This is a genomic window from Acidovorax sp. sif1233 (genome assembly GCF_019218755.1).
GTDB lineage: Bacteria > Pseudomonadota > Gammaproteobacteria > Burkholderiales > Burkholderiaceae_C > Acidovorax.
In genome coordinates this window covers 62,081-82,368 of the sequence record NZ_JAHUWZ010000008.1, presented here as the reverse complement: position 1 = coordinate 82,368, position 20,288 = coordinate 62,081, and the positions used below count along the sequence as shown (strand labels likewise).

Here is a 20,288-nt window from a genome sequence, read left to right as displayed (position 1 = left end):
GTATGGCCGCACTTTCTGATCATGAGCATCAAATACAACTTGGGTGGCCGCCCTCCACGGAGTCTCCAGACCCAGCAAACGGCATTGTTTGAGCAGGCCATACGTTTGCACCAGCAGGGGCAGTTGGCACAAGCGAATCAAATGTATAGCGCCATCCTGCAGGTCAATTCGCGCCATTTTGGAGCCTTGCACATGCTGGGCGTTTTGGCGTACCAGACGGGGCATCACCAGGCTGCATGCGATTTGATTGGTCAAGCGATTGAGCAGCAGCCGAGGGATCCCGCGCCCTATGTCAACTGCGGGCTTGCACTGGGTGCATTGGGACTGCGTGAAGAGGCACTGGCGCATTTTGATCGCGCCATTGCACTGCGCTCCGATTTTGCCGAGGCCCATGTCAACCGGGGAAAGATATTGGTTGAGCTTGGACGGGTTTCAGAGGCCCTCCAAAGCTACGATCTGGCTATCGCCGTCCAACCCCAAATGGCTACCGCCCACAACAACAAAGGAACCGCGCTTCGGGCGCTCGATCGGTTGGACGAGGCGTTGGCGTGCTACCAGCAGGCCTGGACATTGGACAGCAATTACGTCGATGCCCTGTTGAACCTTGCAACGTTGAATGCAGCACTAGGCCGCACCGATGAGGCGCTAGCTGGCTTCGATCGGTTGCTCGCACTGCAACCGCTACATGCTCAGGCCCACAACGGTAAAGGCGCCATCCTGGCCCAGAAGGAACAATGGGAGTTGGCGGTACCGCATTTTCAAGCAGCCATTCAGTCAGACGAAAAGCTGGTGCCAGCGTACAAGAACCTGGGGCAGGCATTACATGCGCTGGCCCGGTACGACCAAGCCGTGCCTGTGCTGCGAAAGGCTTCTGCGCTGCAACCCCATGACTTGGACATCCTTGCACTTCTGGCGGTGGTGCTGACCGACGCAGGGCTGTTTGCAGATGCGCTGGACATATACGACTTGGCAATCCGGTTGGCTCCTGACAGGCCCGGCCTGTACTTTAACCGTGCGGGTCTCCACGTACGATTCAACAGACATGCAGAGGCTCTAGCAGACTTCCTGGCGGCGTCGGATATGCAGCCAGATAACCAGTATTTGTTCGGCTGGATTGTGAATAGCCGTGTTCATTCTTGCGACTGGAGTGAGCTATCTGCCGATTTGAAACGCTGCGAAGAAAGCATTCTTGCTGGTGAAAATAATGTGCCACCTTTTGTTGCGTTGTCGTTGTTTGACTCGCCCTCGCTGCAAATGCGAGCTGCTATTAATCGGGTGAAGGCGGATTTCCCAGAGAATCATTCTCTGGGTGCAATTCCTCAGCATGCGTCATCTGAAAAAATTCGCGTTGGCTACTATTCTGCTGATTTTTATGGTCATGCGACTGCATATCTCATGGCGGAGCTGTTTGAGGAGCATGATGGGCAGCATTTTGAATGGTTTGCATTTTCAAGCGGGCCAAATATCCATGATTCAATGCGAGAACGCTTGGTTGCCAGCTTCGATCATTTTATCGATGTGCGTGAGCACCGGGATGCTGATGTTGCCCGTATGTCAAGGGAGCTGGGTATAGACATTGCTGTCGATTTGAAAGGCTTCACTACAGACCAACGTTTTGGAGTTTTTTCTCATCGTTGTGCGCCCGTACAGGTTAGTTACCTGGGATATCCAGGAACGACAGGGGCACCATATATGGATTATGTGATGGCCGACAGGGTGGTCATTCCGGATGCCGAGAGGGAGTTTTTTTCTGAGAAGGTTGTGTACTTGCCGCACAGCTACCAAGTCAATGACGCGAAGCGAAGAATCAGTGACAGAGTATTCACTCGTGAGGAACTGGGGCTTCCAAGTGCGGGGTTCGTATTTTGTTGCTTCAACAATAATTACAAAATTCGCCCACTCGTTTTCGATAGCTGGATGCGTATCTTGCGCGCTGTACCAGGCAGTGTTCTGTGGCTTTTTGAAGGTAATGCCAGCGTAGTGACCAATTTGCGCGGTGAAGCGCAGGCGCGAGGTGTTGCTCCCGAGCGGCTGGTGTTCGCACCGCGCATGCCGTTGGATGAGCACTTGGCGCGCCATCGCTGCGCCGACCTGTTCCTGGACACGTTGCCCTACAACGCCCACACGACAGCCAGCGATGCGCTGTGGGCGGAGCTCCCGGTGCTTACCTGCCAGGGCAGGTCGTTTGCTGCCCGCGTGGCGTCCAGCCTGCTCCATGCCGTGGGCATGCAGGAGTTAGTGACCCGGGACGCGGCCGAATACGAGGCCCTGGCAATTGCGCTGGCGCAGGACCCGGGGCGCTTGCAGGCGCTGCGCGCCAGACTGGCGGAGCAGAAAGTTGTCTCGCCACTATTTGATGCGCGGCAATTTGCGAGGCACCTGGAAGCGGCTTATACCGCGATGCATAGCCGACATGTACAAGGATTGATGCCAGACGGGATCCCCATTTGATCCGGCCACGAGGGGGGAGAGGCTGCGCGGCCCTTCGCGCGCCGCTCAGTGCACGACCACCGGGTTCTGCGCCAGCCCCGCATAACGGTCCAGCGCGTCTTCCACTTCTTCCTGCGTGGGGGTGTCGCGCTGCCAGGCCAGGATCTGCTCCTGGAACATCTCGGCCCAGGAGCCGTCCAGGTACACCTCTTTGCCCGAACGCTTGTCCACGATTTCAAAGCCATGGCGTGCGAGCTGGGGAACGGCGGGGGCGGTGTCGTTGAGCGCCTGGGTGCTCTTTTTCTCCACGGCGTCGGGCAGCATGTGGACCACCACGAAGGATTCTGAGTCGTAGAGCATGTGCATCGTGTTCCCCTTGTCGATATAGATGTCAGATGACAGCGGGTTCGCAGAGTTCAAGGCCCAAGGCAGCTTCCGGGAAACGCTGGCAAGGTCGTAACGCCTTGTCCTACGGATCGGTGATCAGGGGAAGCCCGCTCTGGGCTTGGCTCTCTGCTGCGTTCCAGTATTTCATGAAAAAGCGGTGCGGCCGGGCTTCCGGGGGTTTTTTACCGGTCCGGAGCTCGGGTGGCGCTCGGGCGCAACACTTTGATGCAGGAGTGGGCGCCGCAGCCGCCTGCTGTGCCGTCTTTCCTCTTGCGCAGACCAGTTTCAACCGGCCTTGCTGCGACCACGCCTCACGGCGCGCCAGTGCTGCGCAGCAGCAGGTCGGCGAAGTCGCCGTTGGCCTGGGTCAGCTTGATGCGCACGGGCAGGTAGTTGAGGGCGGGGGCCACCCAGAGCTCGGCCTTCTGGTCGTAGTCCTTGCGGGGCAGGCGCAGCAGCTTCAGGGCGGGGGTGGGGCCGGCGGGCAGGTCCAGCGTTTCCGGGCCTTCGACGGTGAAGGTCCAGCGGTCTGCGGTACGGGCGCTCACGGTGGTGATGGTGACCTGCGTGCCGGGCACGAAGCGGCCCGGGTCGGCCGCCAGCATGGCACCCAGCTGGATGAACAGGCTCAGCCTGTCCTGTGCGCCCGGGCCGACGGCGGCCTCGGGTGTGTTGGCGCTGAAGGTCACCCGGCCCTTGGCATGGTCGAAATGCGCGGCCTGCTCGCTGCGGGATTTGTCGGAAAACTTCTCGGGCAGCAGGCCCTGGGCCGTGATGGCGCCCACGCTGCGCTGTATGCGGCTGCCCACCAAGAAGGCGCTGACCTCCTGGCGTGCTTCGTAGCGGCTGCCGTCGTGCTGCCAGAGCAGCTCGGCGCGGGCGTTGTACGCGAACTTCTTGGCCTGCCCGCTCACGTCGAACGCCAGCCGCGTGGGGGCCGGAATGCGCACGGGCGGCGGCGGGGCACCCGCGCTGCGTGCTGTGCCGGAGCCCGGGGGCGCGATGTCGATTCCGGCGGCGGTGGTGGTGGTGGTTTCTTCCGCAGGCGGTGCCGAAGCCGCTGGTGCCGGTGCCTCGGCCTGGGGGGCTGATGCCGGGGTGGCCGCGTCTGGCGTGGCAACGTCGGCGGCTGGCGCGGCGGTGGCGGCGTTTGCGCTGGCCTCTGCACCCGCCACCTGCACGGAGGCCCCGGGCGCCGCAACCGGCGGATCTGCCGCGGCCGCGGAGGGGACGGGCGGCGCAGGTTTCCTGCGCACCACGGGCTTGGCCGCAGGCGGCGTTGGCGTGGGTGCGGCCACTGGAGCCGCAGTGGAGGCGGGCGCGGGCGGCGGGGCTGCCACGCTGCGCGTGCTGAAGACGCGGCCCGCCGCTGGCTGCTGGGGGCTGTCCCACGCCAGGGGCACCCCTGTCAGCACCAGCCAGTGCAGGGCCAGTACCAGGGCGGTGATGAGAACCAGGGCGCGCCGTGGCATCTACAGCGATGCGTGCAGGAGGGGGCGTCAGGCGCTGCCGGCGCCCAGGTCGCTCGACAGCTGGGCGGCGGCCGCGCGCAGCGGAACGTCGATGGCGCCGTCCCATTCCGGGTCGAAGGTGGCGATGGAGCCCAGCGTGGTGATGCCCAGCTCCAGATGGCCGTCCGCGTCGAACACCGGTGCGCAGAACGCCACGATGCCGGGCAGAAGGGTGTCCACCACGCGGGCCGCGCCGCGCGTGCGCACCTCCGCCAGCAGTGCGTTCACCTCGGCCATGGTGGAGGGCAGGTCGGTGCGCCGCATCTTCACGGCGCGGGCCAGCTCGTCCTTGAGCAGCGGAGCCACCACGTCGGGCGCCATGTGCGCCGCAAAGCAGCGGCCGGTGGCGGACGAGAGCAGCGGCATCACATCGCCCAGGCGCAGGTTGGCGGTCACGGCCTGGGGCGATTCCTCCCAGTGCACGATGGTCGGGCCGTGGTTGCCCCACACGGCCAGCGCCAAGGTGTGGCCGATGCTTTCCATGAGCTCGGGCATGCGCTCGCGCGCCAGGCGCACGGCATCGAGCCGGGCCAGCGAGGCCAGCCCCAGCTTGAGGGCGGCGGGCCCCAGGTCGTAGCGCGCGGTGCGGCTGTCCTGCGTGACCAGGCCCAGGCGCTGAAAGCTCACCAGATACCGGTGCGCCTTGGCCGCGCTCATGCCGGCCGAGGCCGCCACATCCTTGAGCATCAGCGGTCCGCGCGAGCGTGTCAGCCCCTCCAGCAGGGCAAAACCCACCTCGACCGATTGAATTCCTGCACGTTCTTTGTCCATGTGCACTAAAATTTGCGAGTTTTGTTTAGTTAAATCAATTTACCCAAGCGTAATTCGTGCTGGGTGAAGACTTTCAACCCCTTGAGACAAAGGTCCTGCCACCATGAAACTCGCTACCTACAAAGACGGCTCGCGCGACGGCCAACTGGTTGTCGTCTCCCGCGACCTGGGCACAGCCCATTATGCGACCGGCATCGCCAGCAAGCTCCAGCAGGTGCTGGATGACTGGGGCTTCCTGTCGCCCCAGCTGCAGGACCTGTACGACCAGCTCAACAGCGGCCGCGCGCGCCACGCCTTTCCCTTCGACCCCGCCCAATGCATGGCCCCGCTGCCCCGCGCCTACCAGTGGGCGGACGGTTCGGCCTACATCAACCACGTCGAACTGGTGCGAAAAGCGCGCAACTCCGAGGTGCCCGAAAGCTTCTACACCGACCCGCTGATGTACCAGGGCGGCAGCGACGACTTCATCGGCCCCTGCGATGAGGTGGTGGTGCCCAGCGAGGCCATGGGCATCGACTTCGAGGCCGAGATCGCCGTGGTGACCGGCGACGTGAAGATGGGCGCCACCGCCGACCAGGCGCTGGACGGCATCCGCCTGGTGATGATTGCCAACGACGTGAGCCTGCGCAACCTGATCCCCGCCGAGCTGGCCAAGGGCTTCGGTTTCTTCCAGAGCAAGCCCGCCACCGCCTTTGGCCCCGTGGCCGTGACGCTGGACGAACTGGGCGACGCCTGGGACCATGGCCGCGTGAACCTCACGGTGCAGTCCACCTGGAACGGCCGCAAGGTTGGCATGTGCGATGCGGGCCCCGAGATGACCTTCCACTTCGGCCAGCTGATCGCCCACGTGGCCAAGACGCGCAACCTGCGCGCCGGCTCCATCATCGGCAGCGGCACCGTGAGCAACAAGGGCGTCACCGACGCCAGCGGCCGCACCGAATGGCCCAAGGGCTACAGTTGCATCGCCGAAAAGCGCTGCATCGAGACCATCCAGGACGGCAAACCCAGCACCGAGTTCATGAAGTTCGGCGACACCATCCGCATCGAGGTCAAGGGCAAGGACGGCGCCAGCATCTTCGGCGCGATCGACCAGACCATTGCAGCCCCCTGAGTCGCCTTCGGCGCCTTCCCCCTCAGGGGGACGCCACCAGTGGCCTGGCGGAGCCAGTTCCACGGTGGCACTGGCCTGAGGATGTGCCCGTTTCATGCGCCGTGCGCTGAACGTGTGGCATAGAGATTTTTAAGCCAAAATGGCCTCTAGCGCTTGATATATAAGCGCAAGCAGCTATCAATTGAATAGTAAAAGGAGACAGCCCCATGCACCGCAGAACCCTCTTGACCGCCCTGGCCGCCGCAGGCGCCACCTCCGCCGCCCCCTGGGCCGCCGCCCAGTCCGCGTGGCCCGACCAGCCCTTGCGCTGGGTGGTGCCGTACCCGGCCGGCGGCGGCACCGACGTGCTGGCGCGCACCGTGGCCGAGGCCATGCGCCAGACCCTGGGCCAGCAGATCATCGTGGACAACCGTCCCGGCGCGTCCACCAACATCGGCGCGCAGCTGGTGGCCACGGCCAAGCCCGACGGCAACACCTTCATGTCGGCCGACAACGCCGTGCTGGCCTACAACGAGCACCTGTTCACCAAGCTGCCGTTCAATCCCGAGAAGGACTTCACCTACGTGGGCGGCATCAGCCGCTTTCCGCTGGCGCTGGTGGTGCACCCGGCGTTCGAAGCGAAGACGGTCAAGGAATTCCTGGCCTACGCGCGGGCCAACCCCGGCAAGCTCAACTACGCATCGCCCGGCAACGGCTCGCCACACCACCTGGCGATGGAGATGTTCAAGAACCGCACCAAGACCTTCCTCACGCACATCCCCTACCGGGGCGCGGCGCCCGCGCTGCAGGACGTGATGGGCGGGCAGGTGCCCTGCATGTTCCTGGACCTGGCCGCCGGCCTGCCCGTGATCACCTCGGGCAAGGTGCGCGCGCTGGCCATCGGCTCGGCCAAGCGCGTGGCCGCGCTGCCCGACGTGCCCACGCTGGCCGAAGCCGGTGTGCCCAACACCGAGGTGTTCGCGTTCCAGGGCATCCTGGCGCCCGCCGGTCTGCCCGCTGCGATCACGGCGCGCCTGAACGGCGACCTGAACAAGGCCCTGCTCAACCCCGCCGTGGTCAAGCGCATGAACGACTTCGGCATGGAAGCCCTGCCCGGCACGCCCGAGCAGTTCCGCGCGATGGCGCGGGCGGAGTCCAAGCGCTGGGGCGAGATCATCAAGGCGGCGGGCGTGAAACTCGACTGACCCCCCTGAGCGGCTGCGCCGCTTCCCCCCAGGGGGACGCACCCGGTGGCCTGGCAAAGCCAGTTCCACGGGTGCACTCGCTTGGCGACGCGCCCTCTGCGGAGGGTGCAGCGGTGTTTCTTACTCCGGCAGGTGGCACACCGCCTCGATGTTGTTGCCCTCGGGGTCGATGACAAACGCGCCGTAGTAGTGGGGGTGGTAGTCGGGCCGCAGGCCCGGGGCGCCGTTGTCTTGGCCCCCGGCTTCGACGGCGGCGCGGTAGAAGGCATCGACCTGGGCCCGCGTGGCGGCCCGCCACGCCAGATGGCAGCCCGTAGTCGCAGGCGGGCCGCCGTAGGGCGAGGGGCCGTCGATGAACCACACATCCGCCTTCTTGCCGTCGGGCTCGGACGGAGCCGGGTAGGCATAGCCCAGCATGTTGGAGCCGTAGTTGCCTTCAAAACACAGGCTGTAGCCCAAAGGCGTGAGGACTGCGGTGTAGAACGCCTTGGTGCGGGCGATGTCGGTGACGCGGAAGGTCATGTGGTCCAGCATGGGAGGTCTCCTCGGGTTGTGGTGCCCTGTTTTATACCTGAAATACTGTTTGTAAATACAGTGTTTTTCAACCCGGCACACAATCTGTCGCGCGGATGGTGCTGCGCCCCCCTGCGTGGCCCGCAGTTCTTCAGGCCCATCCCTCCAGCACCAGCTTGCCCCGCGCCTTGCCGCTCTCGATGAGCGCATGCGCGCGCTTCAGATTCTCGGCATTGATGGTGCCAAAGCGCTGGTCCAGCGTCGTGCGAATCAGCCCCGTATCCACCAGCTGCGCCACCTCGGTCAGCAGCCGGTGCTGGCCGATCATGTCGGCGGTGCCGAAGAGCGCGCGGGTGAACATCAGCTCCCAGTGCACCGACACCGACTTGCGCTTGAACTTCGTCACGTCGAGCGACACCGGGTCGTCGATCAGCGCGAACTGGCCCTGCGGCGCGATGGCCTCGACGATCTGGTCGAAGTGCGCGTCGGTCTGCGTGAGGCTCACGATGATGTCCACCGAGGGGTGGCCGATGCGGGCCAGCTCCTGTGTCAGGGGCTGGCTGTGGTCGATCACGTGGTGGGCGCCCAGGTCGCGCACCCATTGCTGCGTTTCGGGGCGCGATGCGGTGCCGATGATCGTGAGGCTGGTGAGCCGCGCCGCCAGCTGCGTGAGGATGGAGCCCACGCCCCCGCTCGCGCCGATGATGAGCAGGGTCCTGTTCGTCGGCTGCTTGCCGGGCACCACGCCCAGGCGGTCGAACAGCAGCTCCCACGCGGTGATGGTGGTCAGCGGCAGCGCGGCGGCCTCGGCAAAGTCCAGCGATTGGGGGGCGTGGCCCACGATGCGCTCGTCCACCAGGTGCAGTTCGCTGTTGGTGCCAGCGCGTGCGATGGAGCCCGCGTACCAGACGCGGTCGCCGGGCGCGAAGAGCGTCACGTCGGGCCCCACCGCGCGCACGATGCCGCTGGCGTCCCAGCCCAGCACCTTGTACGCCTGGCCCTCGGCGGGGCCGCTGCCCTTGCGCACCTTGGTGTCCACGGGGTTCACGGAAACGGCATGCACTTCCACGAGCAGATCGCGGCCGGTGGCCACGGGGTCGGGTTGGGTGATGTCGAGCAGCGATGCGGGGTGGTCGATGGCGCGGGGGGCCTGGTAGCCAATGGCTTTCATGGTGGTGTGTCCTTGCAGAAAAGTGAGGTGGAAAAAGAGCGGTCCATGCAGTGGCGGCCAGGCGTCACGCCGCGGCCGCGTGCGCGCGGTAGTCGGAATACCCCTGGGCCGCGCCGCCGAACAGCGTGCCCGGGTCGTAGCCGGCCAGGGGCAGCCCGGCCGCATAGCGCGCGGGCAGGTCGGGGTTGGCGATGAACGGCCGGCCAAAGGCCACCAGGTCGGCCATGCCCGAATCCAGGATCTGCTGCGCGCGTTCGGGCGTGTACTTGCCCGCCACGATCACGCGGCCGCCATAGGCCGCGCGCAGGGCCTGGCGGAAATCGGCGGGAATGGAGGGGGCATCGTCCCAGTCGGCTTCGGCCAGGTGCAGGTAGGCCAGGCCCAGGGTGTCCAGCTCGCGTGCCAGGTGCAGGATGGTGGGGATGATGTCCGGGCAGTCCATGCCGCGCTGCGTGATGAACGGCGCCAGGCGCATGCCGGTGCGCTCGGCCCCGGCCTCGCTGGCCACGGCGGCGGCCACCTCGCGGGCGAAGCGGGTGCGGTGGGCCACCGGGCCGCCATAGGCATCGCTGCGGTGGTTGGAAGTGGTGCGCAGGAACTGGTCGATGAGGTAGCCGTTGGCGCCGTGGATCTCCACGCCGTCGAACCCAGCACGCATGGCGTTGGCGGCGGCGCGGCGGAAGTCGTCCACCACGCCGGCGATTTCGCTCGCTTGCAGCGCGCGCGGCACCGGGCAGTCGAGCATGTGGCCCACGCCGTCCCCGTCCGCCACCCACACCCGGGCCTCGGGGGCAATGGCCGAGGGCGCCACGGGCAGGCCGTCGGCGTGGAAACTGGCGTGCGACATGCGGCCCACGTGCCACAGCTGCAGCACCATGCGGCCGCCGGCGGCATGCACCGCGTCGGTCACCCGGCGCCAGCCCTGCACCTGCGCGTCGCTGTGGATGCCGGGCGTGAAGCTGTAGCCCTGGCCCTGGGGCGAGACCTGGCTCGCCTCGCTCACGATGAGCCCGGCGCTGGCGCGCTGGGCGTAGTAGTCGGCCATGAGCGCGTTGGGCACGCCGCCCGGCTGGCTGCTGCGGGCGCGGGTCATGGGGGCCATCACCATGCGGTTGGGCAAGGTGAGCGGGCCGAGTTGCAAGGGGCGCGCGAGAGCGGGCGCGGTGGCGGTGGAGGTCATGGCGTTGTGCCTTGGCAAGCGGTGTGGAACATGGCCGTGATGGTGATCCTGTTGTCTTTTGTTTTAAATAGGTTGGTGGTTGAATCAATATTCAAAGAAAATTTGAAAATCCAGCCCTAAAACTCCCCACGCCACCCATGAAAAGCCTGCAGGACCTCGACATCTTCGTGCGCACCGTGGACAGCGGCAGCCTGTCGGCCACCGCGCGGGCGCTGGACCTCACGCCGGCGGCGGCCAGCGCGGCCCTCAAGCGGCTGGAGGCCGAGCTGGGCGTGGCGCTCTTCGTGCGCTCCACGCGCAGCCTGCGGCTCACGCAGGAGGGCGAGCTGTTCCTGGAGCACTGCCGCCCCGCGCTGGCCGCGCTGCAGCAGGTGCGGGGCCAGTTGCAAGGCGGCCAGGTCCGCGGATTTCGCGGCACGCTCCTGCTCGCCGCCCCCTCCGACCTGGGGCGCAACGTGCTGCTGCCGTGGCTGGATGCCTTCCAGGCCGAGCACCCGGGCATCGACATCCGCCTGCAGCTGTCGGACCGCATGGCCAATGTCTACAGCGAACCGGTGGACGCGGCCTTTCGCTACGGCAAGCCGCAGGATTCGAGCCTGGTGGCCCTGCCGCTCGCGGCCGACCACCGGCGCGTGCTGTGCGCCGCGCCCGCCTATCTGCAGGCCCGCGGGGCGCCCGCCACGCCGCATGCGCTGGCCGGCCATGACGCCCTGTGTTTCATGCTCGGCGAGGACGTGCACGACCGCTGGCGCTTCTGGGATGCGGCGGGCCAGGAGGTGCTGGTGCGCGTGCGCAGCCGCAATGTGTCCAACGACGGCGACGCCGTGCGCCGCTGGGCCGTGCGGGGCCGGGGCATCGCCTACAAGTCGTACTTCGACGTGGCGGACGACCTTGCCGCCGGGCGCCTGGTGCCGCTGTGCCCGGGCTGGACCACCGAGGCCGTGCCCCTGTTCCTCGTGGCGCCCAGCCGCCGCCAGCTCACGCCGCTGGTGCGCGCGCTGCGCGACTTCATGGCGCAGCGGCTGCAGGTGTTGGCGGGCGCGGAGTCCGGTCGCCAGGGCGAGACCAGGGGTGGGGCGGCAGGGGCGCCGGATTGATCGGGGCCTCCCGGGGACCGCAGCACCTGAGGGGCGGCGCCAGCGTGGCCGTGGCCGTTGCCGCTACAGTCGGTCCACGCAGGACGCGCCACCGCGGCGCGCACGTTCCGCGCCCCACCAGGAGCTTGTTTCTTCCATGCCCGTACCCGCCCCGCCCGAATGGGCCGATGCCTTGCGCCGCGCCCTGCCACTGGCTGCCCTGCGGCCCGGCGACGTGGGTTACTTCCTGGTCAGCCCCGGTGGGCGCTATGTGGCGTGCACGACCCACGCCCTGCATTCGGTGCTGATCGACACGGCGCAGCGGCGCTACGCCGTGCTGGCCGACTGGAGCGTGCGGGGGCTTGACGATGCCGCGGTCGAGCTGGAGTCGGACGAGACCCGCCGGCAGGCGTTTGCGGTCTATGCCGACCTGTGGCAACCCGCCTTCACCGACCCGGCCTTGCCCTGGCAGGCGGCACGAGAAGAGGCCGAGGGCTGATCGATGGCCACCACCACCACTACATCTTCGGCGGCGGCGCGCGTGCCGGTGCCGGTCTGGGCGGGGCTTGGTGTGCTCGCCGTGGGCCTTGGCGTGTCGCTGGCCTTGCTCACCGGCTTCGGGCAGGCCATGGCATGCGGTACGTTCGGGCTCGATTGCATCGCCGCGGCCTTTGGCACGGTGCTGTGCACCCTGTGTGCCGCGCTGGTCCTGCTGCTGCGGGGCCTGGGCACCCTGCGCCGCAGCGGGGGATTCTCCGTGGCCAAGGTGCTGACGGTGGGCATCGCTGGCATCGTGGCGCTGGCGATGGTGTTGCTGCTCGGGTTTGCGGCGCTGGTGGTGCTGCGGTAGGCGGGGCAGGGAGGGGCATGGCGCACTGGCGGGCCGGTGTGCCTGCCCGCCGTGTTGCGCAGGCGACGCTCGCCCCGGCCCAGGGCACGACACAATGCCCGCACCCCACCCAAGGATTGCCATGCTGAACTTCGACTTCCACAACCCCACCCGCATCGCATTCGGCCAGGGCCGCATCGCCGACCTGGACAAGCTCGTGCCCACCGCCGCCAAGGTGCTGATCCTGGTGGGCGGCGCCAGCGCCGAGAAGACCGGCACGCTGGCCGAGGTGCGCACGGCGCTCGCCAGCCGCCAGCACGCCACCTTCAGCGGCATCGAGCCCAACCCCAGCTACGAAACCTCGATGAAGGCCGTGGCGCAGATCCGCGAAGGCGGGTTTGACTTCCTGCTCGCCGTGGGCGGCGGCTCGGTGATCGATGCGGTCAAGTTCATCGCAGCGGCCGTGAAGTTCGAGGGCGGCGATCCCTGGGCCATTCTGGAAAAGCACGGCCGCAACGTCACCGCCGCGCTGCCCTTCGGCGCCGTGCTCACGCTGCCCGCCACGGGCTCCGAGATGAACAACGGCGGCGTGATCACCCACCGCGCCAAGGGCGCGAAGCTGGCCTTTGGCAGCGTGCACACCTATCCCGTGTTCTCGGTGCTCGACCCCACCAAGACCTACACCCTGCCGCCCCTGCAGCTGGCCAACGGCGTGGTCGATGCCTTCGTGCACACGGTGGAGCAGTACCTCACCTACCCGGTCAACGCGCCCGTGCAGGACCGTTTTGCCGAAGGCATCCTGCAGACGCTGATCGAGATCGGCCCGCGCCTCTTGACCGCCCCCGAGCCCGTGTACGACGACCGCGCCAACCTCATGTGGGCGGCCACCATGGCGCTCAACGGCCTGATCGGCGCGGGTGTGCCGCAGGACTGGGCCACGCACATGATCGGCCACGAGCTTACGGCGCTGCACGGCATCGACCACGCGCGCACGCTGGCCATCGTGCTGCCCGCGCTGCTGCACGAGCGCCGGGGGCCGAAGCGCGCCAAGCTGCTGCAGTACGGCGAGCGCGTGTGGGGCATCACCACCGGCAGCGACGACGAGCGCATCACCGCCGCCATCGAGCGCACGCGCGCTTTCTTCGAGGCCATGGGCATCGCCACGCGCCTGTCGGGCTACGGCCTGGGCGCCGACACCGTGGGCGCCGTGGTGGCGCAGCTGGAGGCGCACGGCATGGTCACGCTGGGCGAGCAGCGCGAGATCACGCCCGCCGTGAGCCGGCGGATTCTCGAAGCGGCGCTGTAAGCCAACGCCGCGAACTGCGCCCTGCGAGGGCGCAGCCGAGGGGATTGCGGGTACGGTGAGGGGCTGGACATTTTTCAACCGCACCCAGGAAAGAGACGCCTATGCCCCGCATCCTCATGGTTCTCACGTCGCACGACCAACTGGGCGACACGGGCAAGAAGACAGGCTTCTGGCTCGAAGAATTCGCCGCCCCGTACTACGTGTTCCAGGACGCGGGCGCCTCGGTCACCCTCGCGTCCCCCCGGGGTGGCCAGCCGCCGCTGGACCCCAAGAGCGGCGCGCCCGATGCGCAGACCGATGCCACGCGCCGCTTCAAGGACGACGCAGCGGCCCAGGCGCAACTGGCCAGCACCTTGAAGCTGTCCGAGCTGGATGCCGCCCAGTTCGATGCGGTGTTCTACCCCGGCGGCCACGGCCCGCTGTGGGACCTGGCACAGGACGCGCGCTCCATCGCCCTCATCGAATCCACGCTGGCCGCCGGCAAACCCCTGGCGGCCGTGTGCCATGCCCCCGGCGTGCTGCGCGATGCCAAGGCGCCCGACGGCACGCCCCTGGTGCGCGGCAAGAACGTCACGGGTTTTACCAACAGCGAGGAAGCCGCCGCCGGCCTGACGCATGTGGTGCCCTTCCTGGTGGAAGACATGCTCATGGCCCACGGCGGGCTGTACACCAAGCAGGCCGACTGGAAGCCGCACGTGGTCACCGACGGGCTGCTGATCACTGGGCAGAACCCCGCGTCGTCCGAGCCTGCGGCGCAGGCCCTGCTGCAGGCGCTGGCGTGATGCTGCGGCCCTGACCGGGACGCCAGCTGCACGGCCTGCGCCTTTCGCCCACCGTTTCGCGCCGCCCACGGGCATTTCGTCGCATGCCGCTCCCCGTGCAGGGGGGCCGCGCCTACAGTGCCGCCATGCCGTCACCACACTTCCGCACGGTGGCGGCTTCTGGCAGACCCGACGAAAGGCGCACCGTGACCATCCTCCTCCTCCTGGCCCTGCGCTTTGCCGCGCGGCATATCCGCCCCTTCATGGCCGCCGCCTTCGTGGCGCTGGCCACGCTGTCCGGCGCCGCATCGGCCCAGCACGCCGGCCTGCGCACCCTCGTCGTGCCAGGCGACGAGCCGGTGAACGTGGCACTGTTCTACCCCACCGTGCGCAGCGCGGGCGTGGTGCAGCTGGGCCCCTGGCGGCCCGTGGTGAGCCTGGGTGCGCCGGTGTCGGCCGAGCCGCTCAAGGGACTGATCCTGGTGTCGCACGGCACGGGCGGCAATGAGCTCGCGCACCACAACCTGGCCACGCGCCTGGCGGCGGAGGGCTACCTCGTGGCCGCCGTGCGCCACCCGGGCGACAACTGGCAGGACCGCTCCATGATCACCTCGGGCCGCTACTTCGGCGAGCGCCCCCGGCAGGTCAGCCGCGTGCTCGACGCGCTGCTGGCCAGCCCCGAGTGGGGGCCTCGCATTTCGGCCGGCCGCATCGGCGCACTGGGCCACTCGGCCGGCGGCTACACCGTGCTGGCCCTGGCCGGCGCCCAGGCCGAGCCCGCCCGCGCCGCGCAGCACTGCCGCAGCGTGCAGGACGACCCCGGCTTCTGCGGCCTGGCCCAGGGCCCCAAGGCGCTGCAGCCGGTCGCCGCTGCCAACACGGCCATGCCCGCCAACGTGGTGCCCGACGGCGCCCTGGTCTCCGTGCCCGACCCGCGCATCCGCGCCATCGTCGCCCTGGCGCCCATGGCCGTGGTGTTCACCCCCGAGAGCCTCAAAGCCGTGACCGTGCCGGTGCTGCTGCGCGTGGCCGAGCAGGACGCCGTGCTCACAGGCAAGTACCACGGCGGGCTGGTGGCCGCGAATCTGGCCACCGCGCGGGCGGACACCGTGCCGGGTGCCGGCCACTTCGCCTTCATGGCCCAGCCCAGCCAGAGCCTGCCGTCCGACGCGGGCGACGCCGCCGCCAACCCGGCGGGCTTCGACCGCGTGGCCTACCACGCGGTGCTGGAGGCGCAGGTGGTGCAGTTCTTCGCGCAGCAGTGGCGCTGAGTCTGAATTATCAAGATAAAAAAGCTGCCTACCGCTTGTCTGGCAAGCGCAAACAGCTATCAAAAGTGTAGTGCCGGCTTCCGCCGGGCCCGCTAGTACGGCAGGATTCCGGGCAGCAGCGGCCGGGCTAGGCGCTCGCACCACCACTTGAGTGCCTCGCCCCGGTGCTCGGGCTTCCAGGCCAGCCAGAAGGTCTCATCGGCGCGGGGCTCTTCCACCGGCACCTCCACCAGGATGCCGTTTTCCAGCTCCACCCGCACGCAGGCGCGCGGCACGAAGCCGTGGCCCAGCCCGGCGGCCTGGCAGGCGATCTTGGCCTGCATCGACGGCACGGTGATGCGCCGCTGGCCCGACAGCAGGCCCACCGTGCGGTCCGACAGCGTGCGCGCCCCGTCGCCCACCACCACGGCCGTGTGCTCCAGCAGGTCGCTGCGCGTGAGCGGCCGGCCCAGGCGCGCCAGCGGGTGCGACGCGGTCACGCAGAACACGAAGTCCAGGCTGCCCACCGCCACGGCCTTGTAGCCGCCGCCGGCGGGGCCTTCGCCCGCCGCCACGATGATGTCGGCGCGCCCGTCGCGCAGCGCCTCCCAGGTGCCGGTCAGGGCCTCGCAGCCGATGCGCAGGCGCGTGCCGCAGTCCAGCCCCTCAAAGGCCGCGATGTCGTCGCTGAACGCACTGGTGGGTATCAGCGAGTCGTGCACCAGCCGCAGCTCGGACTCGAACCCGGTGGCGATCTGACGCAGGCGCGATTCGAGCTGCCGCGCCGAGGCCAGCAGCCAGCGGCCCTCCTTGAGCAGCTCGTGCCCCGCGGGCGTGAGCGCCACGCGCGGCCCGTTGCGGGTGAACAGGGCCAGGCCCAGTTGCTCCTCGAGCTTGCCCACGGCATAGGAGATGGTGGACGGCACCTTGTGCAGCCGCCCCGAGGCGCCCGCGAACGAGCCGTAGCGGGCAATCGCATCCACCAGTTCGATGGCTTCGAGGGAGAGTTTCAGCATGGCAAAAGGCCCGGAATTTCAATCATCGAAATTATCGATGATGGATGGCCAAACCTTTCAACCTGATGCCCTGCCACGCGCCGGATACTTCATCCATCGCAGCACTGATGCCCCATGAAATCCAGCAGATTTCAAACCGTGCGCCCAGTGTGAAATTCATCGACAGACATCGAAAGGAAGACACCATGCTCGACATCCGCAAAGCCCAACACCGCGGCAACGCCAACCACGGCTGGCTCCATTCGCGCCACACCTTCTCGTTCGGCCACTACCACGACGCCAACCAGCAAGGTTTTTCCGACCTGCTGGTCATCAACGACGACCGCGTGGCTCCCGGCAAGGGCTTCGGCACCCATCCGCACCGCGACATGGAAATCTTCTCGTACGTGCTGGAAGGCGCGCTGGAGCACAAGGACTCCATGGGCACCGGCTCGGTCATCCGCCCTGGCGACGTGCAGATGATGAGCGCCGGCACCGGCGTGCGCCACAGCGAGTTCAACCACTCGGGCGTTGAGCCCGTGCACTTCCTGCAGATCTGGATCGTGCCCGGTGCCCGCGGCGCCGCACCCCGCTATCAGCAGGTGCACTTCAGCGAGGCCGACAAGCGCGGCCGTCTGCGCCAGATCATCTCGCCCGAAGGGGCCGACGGATCGCTGGCCGTGCACCAGGACGCCCGGGTCTATGCCGGCTTGTTCGACGGCAGCGAAGAGTCGGCCGATCTGGACGTGGGCCCGGGCCGCAACGTGTATGTGCACGTGGCCCGCGGCAGCCTGGAGGTGAACGGCGAGCGGCTGTCCGAAGGCGACGGCGCCCGCATCCGCGACGCCGGGGCCCTGCGCTTTGCCCACGGCGAAGGCGCCGAGGTTCTGGTGTTCGACCTGCGGCCCAACGAGCTGCCCTCGATGCCGCACTGAGCGGATGGCGCGCCCTGAGGCGCGGGTGGGTGGGCGATGCCGCCCATCCCTTGCGCCCCGGCCCGCCGCATTGCCTTGTCTCGTTTTTGTTCTTCTTCTCGACGACTTCATCTTCAATTTCCAGGGAGTTCACCATGACCCACGTCAACACCACGACTGCCAGCACCACCGCCTACGCCAAGCCCGGCGCCACGCTGCTGAACGCCGACGACCACACCCTGGTCATGATCGACTTCCAGTCGCAGATGGCCTTTGCCACGCACTCCATCGATGCGATCACGCTGCGCTCCAACGCCGGCCTGGTGGCCAGCGCGGCCGCCGGGTTTGGCGTGGACACCATCCTCACCACCGTGGCCGAAAAGAGCTTCAGCGGCCCCATGTTCGAGGAAGTGACCGCACCGTTCCCCGGCCAGGCGCTGCTGGACCGCACCTCCATGAACACCTGGGAGGACGAGGCCGTGATCGCCCGTGTCAACGCCATCGGCAAGCCGCGCATCGTGCTGGCCGGCCTGTGGACCAGCGTGTGCATCGTGGGCCCGGCGCTGTCGGCGCTGGACCAGGGCTTCGAGGTGTATGTGATCGCCGACGCCAGCGGTGACATCTCGGCCGAAGCCCACAACCGCGCCATGGAGCGCATGGTGCAGGCCGGCGCGCGGCCCATCACGGCCCTGCAGTACCTGCTGGAGCTGCAGCGCGACTGGGCGCGGGGCGAGACGTACGACATGACGACGGGCATCGCCAAGAAGTTCGGCGGGGGCTATGGCCTGGGCATCACCTACGCCAAGACCATGTTCAACGCCCACGAAGGCTAAAAAAGGGTGCATTGGCCTACTGCGCGACCCGATCCCGCACCTGCGGTTCTCGCCGTACGCTTGTACGGCTGCGGTCCTCGATGCAGGCTAGGGCCGCTCGCTACGGCCACTGCACCCTTTTTGCGCTCTGCCATTGCTGAAATTCTTGAAGGCCTGAACATCATGACCCAACCCGCCATCACCCCCGACCTCATCCTGCGCAACGGCCGCTTCACCACGCTGGACCGCGCCAACCCCACGGCCAGTGCGGTCGCCATTGCGCAAGGGCGCTTCACCAAGGTGGGTGACGACCGCGAGGTGATGGCGCTCGCCGGCCCGCAGACGCGGGTCATCGACCTGGGCGGGCGCAGCGTGCTGCCGGGGCTCATCGACAACCACCTGCACATCATCCGCGGCGGCCTCAACTTCAACATGGAGCTGCGGTGGGACGGGGTGCGCAGCCTGGCCGACGCCATGGCCATGCTCCAAGCCCAGGTGGCGGTGACGCCCGCGCCGCAGTGGGTGCGCGTGGTGGGCGGCTTCACCGAACACCAGTTCGTGGAAAGGCGCCTGCCCACGCTGGCCGAGCTGAACGCCGTGGCGCCCGACACCCCGGTGTTCATCCTGCACCTGTACGACCGCGCGCTGCTCAACGGAGCCGCCCTTCGCGCCGTGGGCTACGGCAAGGACACGCCCGCACCACCCGGTGGCGAGATCGTGCGCGACAGCGCGGGCAACCCCACGGGCCTGCTGCTGGCCAAGCCCAACGCGGCCATCCTGTATGCCACGCTGGCCAAGGGCCCCAAGCTGCCGCACGACTACCAGGTCAACTCCACGCGCCACTTCATGCGCGAGCTCAACCGCCTGGGCGTGACCGGCGCCATCGACGCGGGCGGCGGCATGCAGAACTATCCGGATGACTACGACGTGATCCAGGAGCTGGCCGATGCCGACCAGCTCACCATCCGCCTGGCCTACAACCTGTTCACGCAAAAGCCCCAGCACGAGAAAGAAGACTTCCTGAACTGGACGGCCACCTCGCAGTACAAGCAGGGCACGGACTACTTTCGCCACAACGGCGCGGGCGAGATGCTGGTGTTCTCCGCCGCCGACTTCGAGGACTTCCGCCAGCCCCAGCCCGAGCTCGCGCCCGGCATGGAAGGCGAGCTGGAAGAGGTGGTGCGCATCCTCGCGCAGAACCGCTGGCCCTGGCGCATGCACGCCACCTACGACGAGACCATCGAGCGCGCGCTCAACGTGTTCGAAAAGGTCAACCAGGACACACCGCTGGCCGGCCTGAACTGGTTCTTCGACCACGCCGAGACCATTTCGGAAAAGTCCATCGACCGCATCGCCGCCCTGGGCGGCGGCGTGGCCGTGCAGCACCGCATGGCCTACCAGGGCGAGTACTTCGTCGAGCGCTACGGCGCCGCGGCGGCCGAGGCCACGCCCCCGGTCAAGCGCATGCTGGAGAAGGGCGTCAACGTGTCCGCCGGCACCGACGCCACCCGCGTGGCCAGCTACAACCCCTGGGTGTCGCTGTCCTGGCTCGTCACCGGCAAGACGGTGGGCGGCCTGCAGCTCACGCCGCAGCGCAACTGCCTTACCCGCGACCAGGCCCTGCGCATGTGGACCGAGAACGTCACCTGGTTCAGCAACGAGCAGGGCAAGAAGGGCCGCATCGAAGCGGGCCAGCTGGCCGACCTCGTCGTGCCCGACCGAGACTTCTTTGCCTGCCCCGAATCCGACATCGCCGACACCACCGCCCTGCTCACCGTGGTGGGCGGCAAGGTGGTCTATGGCGCGGGCGATTTCGCGCGCTTCGACGACGCGGCCCCGCCGCCCGCCATGCCCAACTGGTCGCCCGTGCGCACCTTCGGCGGCTATGGCGCCTGGGGCGCTCAGGGCGGGCCGGACGGCGCGCCGCTGCAGGCCGTGCTGCGCAACGCTGCCGCGAACTGCGGTTGCGCCAGCAACTGCAACCTGCACGGCCACGCCCACGCCACGGCCTGGAGCAGCAAGCTGCCGGTGTCCGACCTGCAGGGCTTCTGGGGTGCGCTCGGCTGCGCCTGCTGGGCGGTGTGACG

General features: G+C 67.7%; 19 protein-coding genes. 12 read left to right on the top strand and 7 right to left on the bottom strand.

Going from position 1 to position 20,288, the window contains the following annotated elements:
* The first annotated feature begins 21 nt into the window (after positions 1-21).
* A complete protein-coding gene (locus KW843_RS22035) occupies positions 22-2,451 on the top strand; it encodes a tetratricopeptide repeat protein (RefSeq protein ID WP_218297297.1) in 2,430 nt (809 codons plus the stop codon).
* Positions 2,452-2,496: 45 nt separating this feature from the next.
* Here KW843_RS22035 and KW843_RS22030 read toward each other — a convergent pair whose 3' ends face one another.
* The 3 genes from KW843_RS22030 to KW843_RS22020 all read right to left on the bottom strand — a co-directional run bounded on the left by KW843_RS22030 (position 2,497) and on the right by KW843_RS22020 (position 5,099).
* The gene (locus tag KW843_RS22030) at positions 2,497-2,796 is read right to left on the bottom strand and encodes a DUF3567 domain-containing protein (RefSeq protein WP_010462989.1); all 300 of its coding nucleotides are present in this window, start codon (positions 2,794-2,796) and stop codon (positions 2,497-2,499) included.
* 332 nt (positions 2,797-3,128) lie between these two features.
* Positions 3,129-4,289 (bottom strand): DUF3108 domain-containing protein, encoded by a 1,161-nt coding sequence (locus KW843_RS22025; protein ID WP_218297296.1) that lies wholly within the window; start codon positions 4,287-4,289, stop codon positions 3,129-3,131.
* Positions 4,290-4,316: 27 nt separating this feature from the next.
* On the bottom strand, positions 4,317-5,099 hold the full coding sequence (locus KW843_RS22020) for an IclR family transcriptional regulator (protein ID WP_218297295.1): 783 nt from the start codon (positions 5,097-5,099) through the stop codon (positions 4,317-4,319).
* Between the two features lie 103 nt (positions 5,100-5,202).
* Between KW843_RS22020 and KW843_RS22015 the strand changes: the two genes are divergently transcribed.
* Positions 5,203-6,210, top strand: a complete 1,008-nt coding sequence (locus KW843_RS22015) for a fumarylacetoacetate hydrolase family protein (protein ID WP_218297294.1) — start codon at positions 5,203-5,205, stop codon at positions 6,208-6,210.
* 206 nt (positions 6,211-6,416) lie between these two features.
* Positions 6,417-7,394 carry a tripartite tricarboxylate transporter substrate binding protein gene (locus KW843_RS22010; protein WP_218297293.1) on the top strand — a complete coding sequence of 326 codons (978 nt, stop codon included), beginning with the start codon at positions 6,417-6,419 and terminating at the stop codon, positions 7,392-7,394.
* A 120-nt stretch (positions 7,395-7,514) separates the two neighbouring features.
* Here the strand turns inward: KW843_RS22010 and KW843_RS22005 are convergent, their stop codons facing one another.
* From KW843_RS22005 to KW843_RS21995, 3 genes are all read right to left on the bottom strand, one after another.
* The gene (locus KW843_RS22005; RefSeq protein WP_218297292.1) at positions 7,515-7,928 is read right to left on the bottom strand and encodes a VOC family protein; all 414 of its coding nucleotides are present in this window, start codon (positions 7,926-7,928) and stop codon (positions 7,515-7,517) included.
* Positions 7,929-8,058: 130 nt separating this feature from the next.
* Positions 8,059-9,078, bottom strand: a complete 1,020-nt coding sequence (locus KW843_RS22000) for a zinc-binding alcohol dehydrogenase family protein (protein WP_218297291.1) — start codon at positions 9,076-9,078, stop codon at positions 8,059-8,061.
* A gap of 64 nt (positions 9,079-9,142) precedes the next feature.
* On the bottom strand, positions 9,143-10,258 hold the full coding sequence (locus tag KW843_RS21995; RefSeq protein WP_218297290.1) for an alkene reductase: 1,116 nt from the start codon (positions 10,256-10,258) through the stop codon (positions 9,143-9,145).
* 137 nt (positions 10,259-10,395) lie between these two features.
* Here KW843_RS21995 and KW843_RS21990 point away from each other — a divergent pair, with 137 nt between their 5' ends.
* The 6 genes from KW843_RS21990 (at position 10,396) to KW843_RS21965 (ending at position 15,501) form a co-directional block, all read left to right on the top strand.
* Positions 10,396-11,355, top strand: a complete 960-nt coding sequence (locus tag KW843_RS21990) for a LysR family transcriptional regulator (protein WP_255594870.1) — start codon at positions 10,396-10,398, stop codon at positions 11,353-11,355.
* 136 nt (positions 11,356-11,491) lie between these two features.
* The gene (locus KW843_RS21985) at positions 11,492-11,833 is read left to right on the top strand and encodes a hypothetical protein (protein WP_218297289.1); all 342 of its coding nucleotides are present in this window, start codon (positions 11,492-11,494) and stop codon (positions 11,831-11,833) included.
* Positions 11,834-11,836: 3 nt separating this feature from the next.
* Positions 11,837-12,184, top strand: a complete 348-nt coding sequence (locus KW843_RS21980; protein WP_218297288.1) for a hypothetical protein — start codon at positions 11,837-11,839, stop codon at positions 12,182-12,184.
* Positions 12,185-12,305: 121 nt separating this feature from the next.
* The gene (locus KW843_RS21975) at positions 12,306-13,469 is read left to right on the top strand and encodes an iron-containing alcohol dehydrogenase (RefSeq protein ID WP_218297287.1); all 1,164 of its coding nucleotides are present in this window, start codon (positions 12,306-12,308) and stop codon (positions 13,467-13,469) included.
* A gap of 101 nt (positions 13,470-13,570) precedes the next feature.
* Positions 13,571-14,251, top strand: coding sequence for a type 1 glutamine amidotransferase domain-containing protein (locus tag KW843_RS21970; protein WP_218297286.1), 681 nt, complete (start codon positions 13,571-13,573; stop codon positions 14,249-14,251).
* A gap of 185 nt (positions 14,252-14,436) precedes the next feature.
* Positions 14,437-15,501, top strand: coding sequence for an alpha/beta hydrolase family protein (locus tag KW843_RS21965; protein WP_370628529.1), 1,065 nt, complete (start codon positions 14,437-14,439; stop codon positions 15,499-15,501).
* Positions 15,502-15,593: 92 nt separating this feature from the next.
* Here the strand turns inward: KW843_RS21965 and KW843_RS21960 are convergent, their stop codons facing one another.
* On the bottom strand, positions 15,594-16,496 hold the full coding sequence (locus tag KW843_RS21960; protein ID WP_218297285.1) for a LysR family transcriptional regulator: 903 nt from the start codon (positions 16,494-16,496) through the stop codon (positions 15,594-15,596).
* Positions 16,497-16,681: 185 nt separating this feature from the next.
* On the opposite strand from KW843_RS21960, the gene KW843_RS21955 reads away from it, so the two are divergent.
* From KW843_RS21955 to KW843_RS21945, 3 genes are all read left to right on the top strand, one after another.
* Positions 16,682-17,410 carry a pirin family protein gene (locus KW843_RS21955; RefSeq protein ID WP_218297284.1) on the top strand — a complete coding sequence of 243 codons (729 nt, stop codon included), beginning with the start codon at positions 16,682-16,684 and terminating at the stop codon, positions 17,408-17,410.
* A 134-nt stretch (positions 17,411-17,544) separates the two neighbouring features.
* Complete coding sequence (locus KW843_RS21950) at positions 17,545-18,222, top strand: hydrolase (RefSeq protein WP_218297283.1); 678 nt, start codon at positions 17,545-17,547, stop codon at positions 18,220-18,222.
* Positions 18,223-18,384: 162 nt separating this feature from the next.
* Entirely contained in the window at positions 18,385-20,286 is a 1,902-nt protein-coding gene (locus KW843_RS21945) for an amidohydrolase (protein ID WP_218297282.1), read from the top strand.
* The last annotated feature ends 2 nt before the right edge of the window (positions 20,287-20,288 follow it).

Bases quoted from the DNA above. Each gene is read 5' to 3' on its own strand.
- KW843_RS22035 (WP_218297297.1), top strand. From the start codon at position 22: ATGAGCATCAAATACAACTTGGGTGGCCGCCCTCCACGGAGTCTCCAG.
- KW843_RS22030 (WP_010462989.1), bottom strand. From the start codon at position 2,796: ATGCACATGCTCTACGACTCAGAATCCTTCGTGGTGGTCCACATGCTG.
- KW843_RS22025 (WP_218297296.1), bottom strand. From the start codon at position 4,289: ATGCCACGGCGCGCCCTGGTTCTCATCACCGCCCTGGTACTGGCCCTG.
- KW843_RS22020 (WP_218297295.1), bottom strand. From the start codon at position 5,099: ATGGACAAAGAACGTGCAGGAATTCAATCGGTCGAGGTGGGTTTTGCC.
- KW843_RS22015 (WP_218297294.1), top strand. From the start codon at position 5,203: ATGAAACTCGCTACCTACAAAGACGGCTCGCGCGACGGCCAACTGGTT.
- KW843_RS22010 (WP_218297293.1), top strand. From the start codon at position 6,417: ATGCACCGCAGAACCCTCTTGACCGCCCTGGCCGCCGCAGGCGCCACC.
- KW843_RS22005 (WP_218297292.1), bottom strand. From the start codon at position 7,928: ATGCTGGACCACATGACCTTCCGCGTCACCGACATCGCCCGCACCAAG.
- KW843_RS22000 (WP_218297291.1), bottom strand. From the start codon at position 9,078: ATGAAAGCCATTGGCTACCAGGCCCCCCGCGCCATCGACCACCCCGCA.
- KW843_RS21995 (WP_218297290.1), bottom strand. From the start codon at position 10,258: ATGACCTCCACCGCCACCGCGCCCGCTCTCGCGCGCCCCTTGCAACTC.
- KW843_RS21990 (WP_255594870.1), top strand. From the start codon at position 10,396: ATGAAAAGCCTGCAGGACCTCGACATCTTCGTGCGCACCGTGGACAGC.
- KW843_RS21985 (WP_218297289.1), top strand. From the start codon at position 11,492: ATGCCCGTACCCGCCCCGCCCGAATGGGCCGATGCCTTGCGCCGCGCC.
- KW843_RS21980 (WP_218297288.1), top strand. From the start codon at position 11,837: ATGGCCACCACCACCACTACATCTTCGGCGGCGGCGCGCGTGCCGGTG.
- KW843_RS21975 (WP_218297287.1), top strand. From the start codon at position 12,306: ATGCTGAACTTCGACTTCCACAACCCCACCCGCATCGCATTCGGCCAG.
- KW843_RS21970 (WP_218297286.1), top strand. From the start codon at position 13,571: ATGCCCCGCATCCTCATGGTTCTCACGTCGCACGACCAACTGGGCGAC.
- KW843_RS21960 (WP_218297285.1), bottom strand. From the start codon at position 16,496: ATGCTGAAACTCTCCCTCGAAGCCATCGAACTGGTGGATGCGATTGCC.
- KW843_RS21955 (WP_218297284.1), top strand. From the start codon at position 16,682: ATGCTCGACATCCGCAAAGCCCAACACCGCGGCAACGCCAACCACGGC.
- KW843_RS21950 (WP_218297283.1), top strand. From the start codon at position 17,545: ATGACCCACGTCAACACCACGACTGCCAGCACCACCGCCTACGCCAAG.
- KW843_RS21945 (WP_218297282.1), top strand. From the start codon at position 18,385: ATGACCCAACCCGCCATCACCCCCGACCTCATCCTGCGCAACGGCCGC.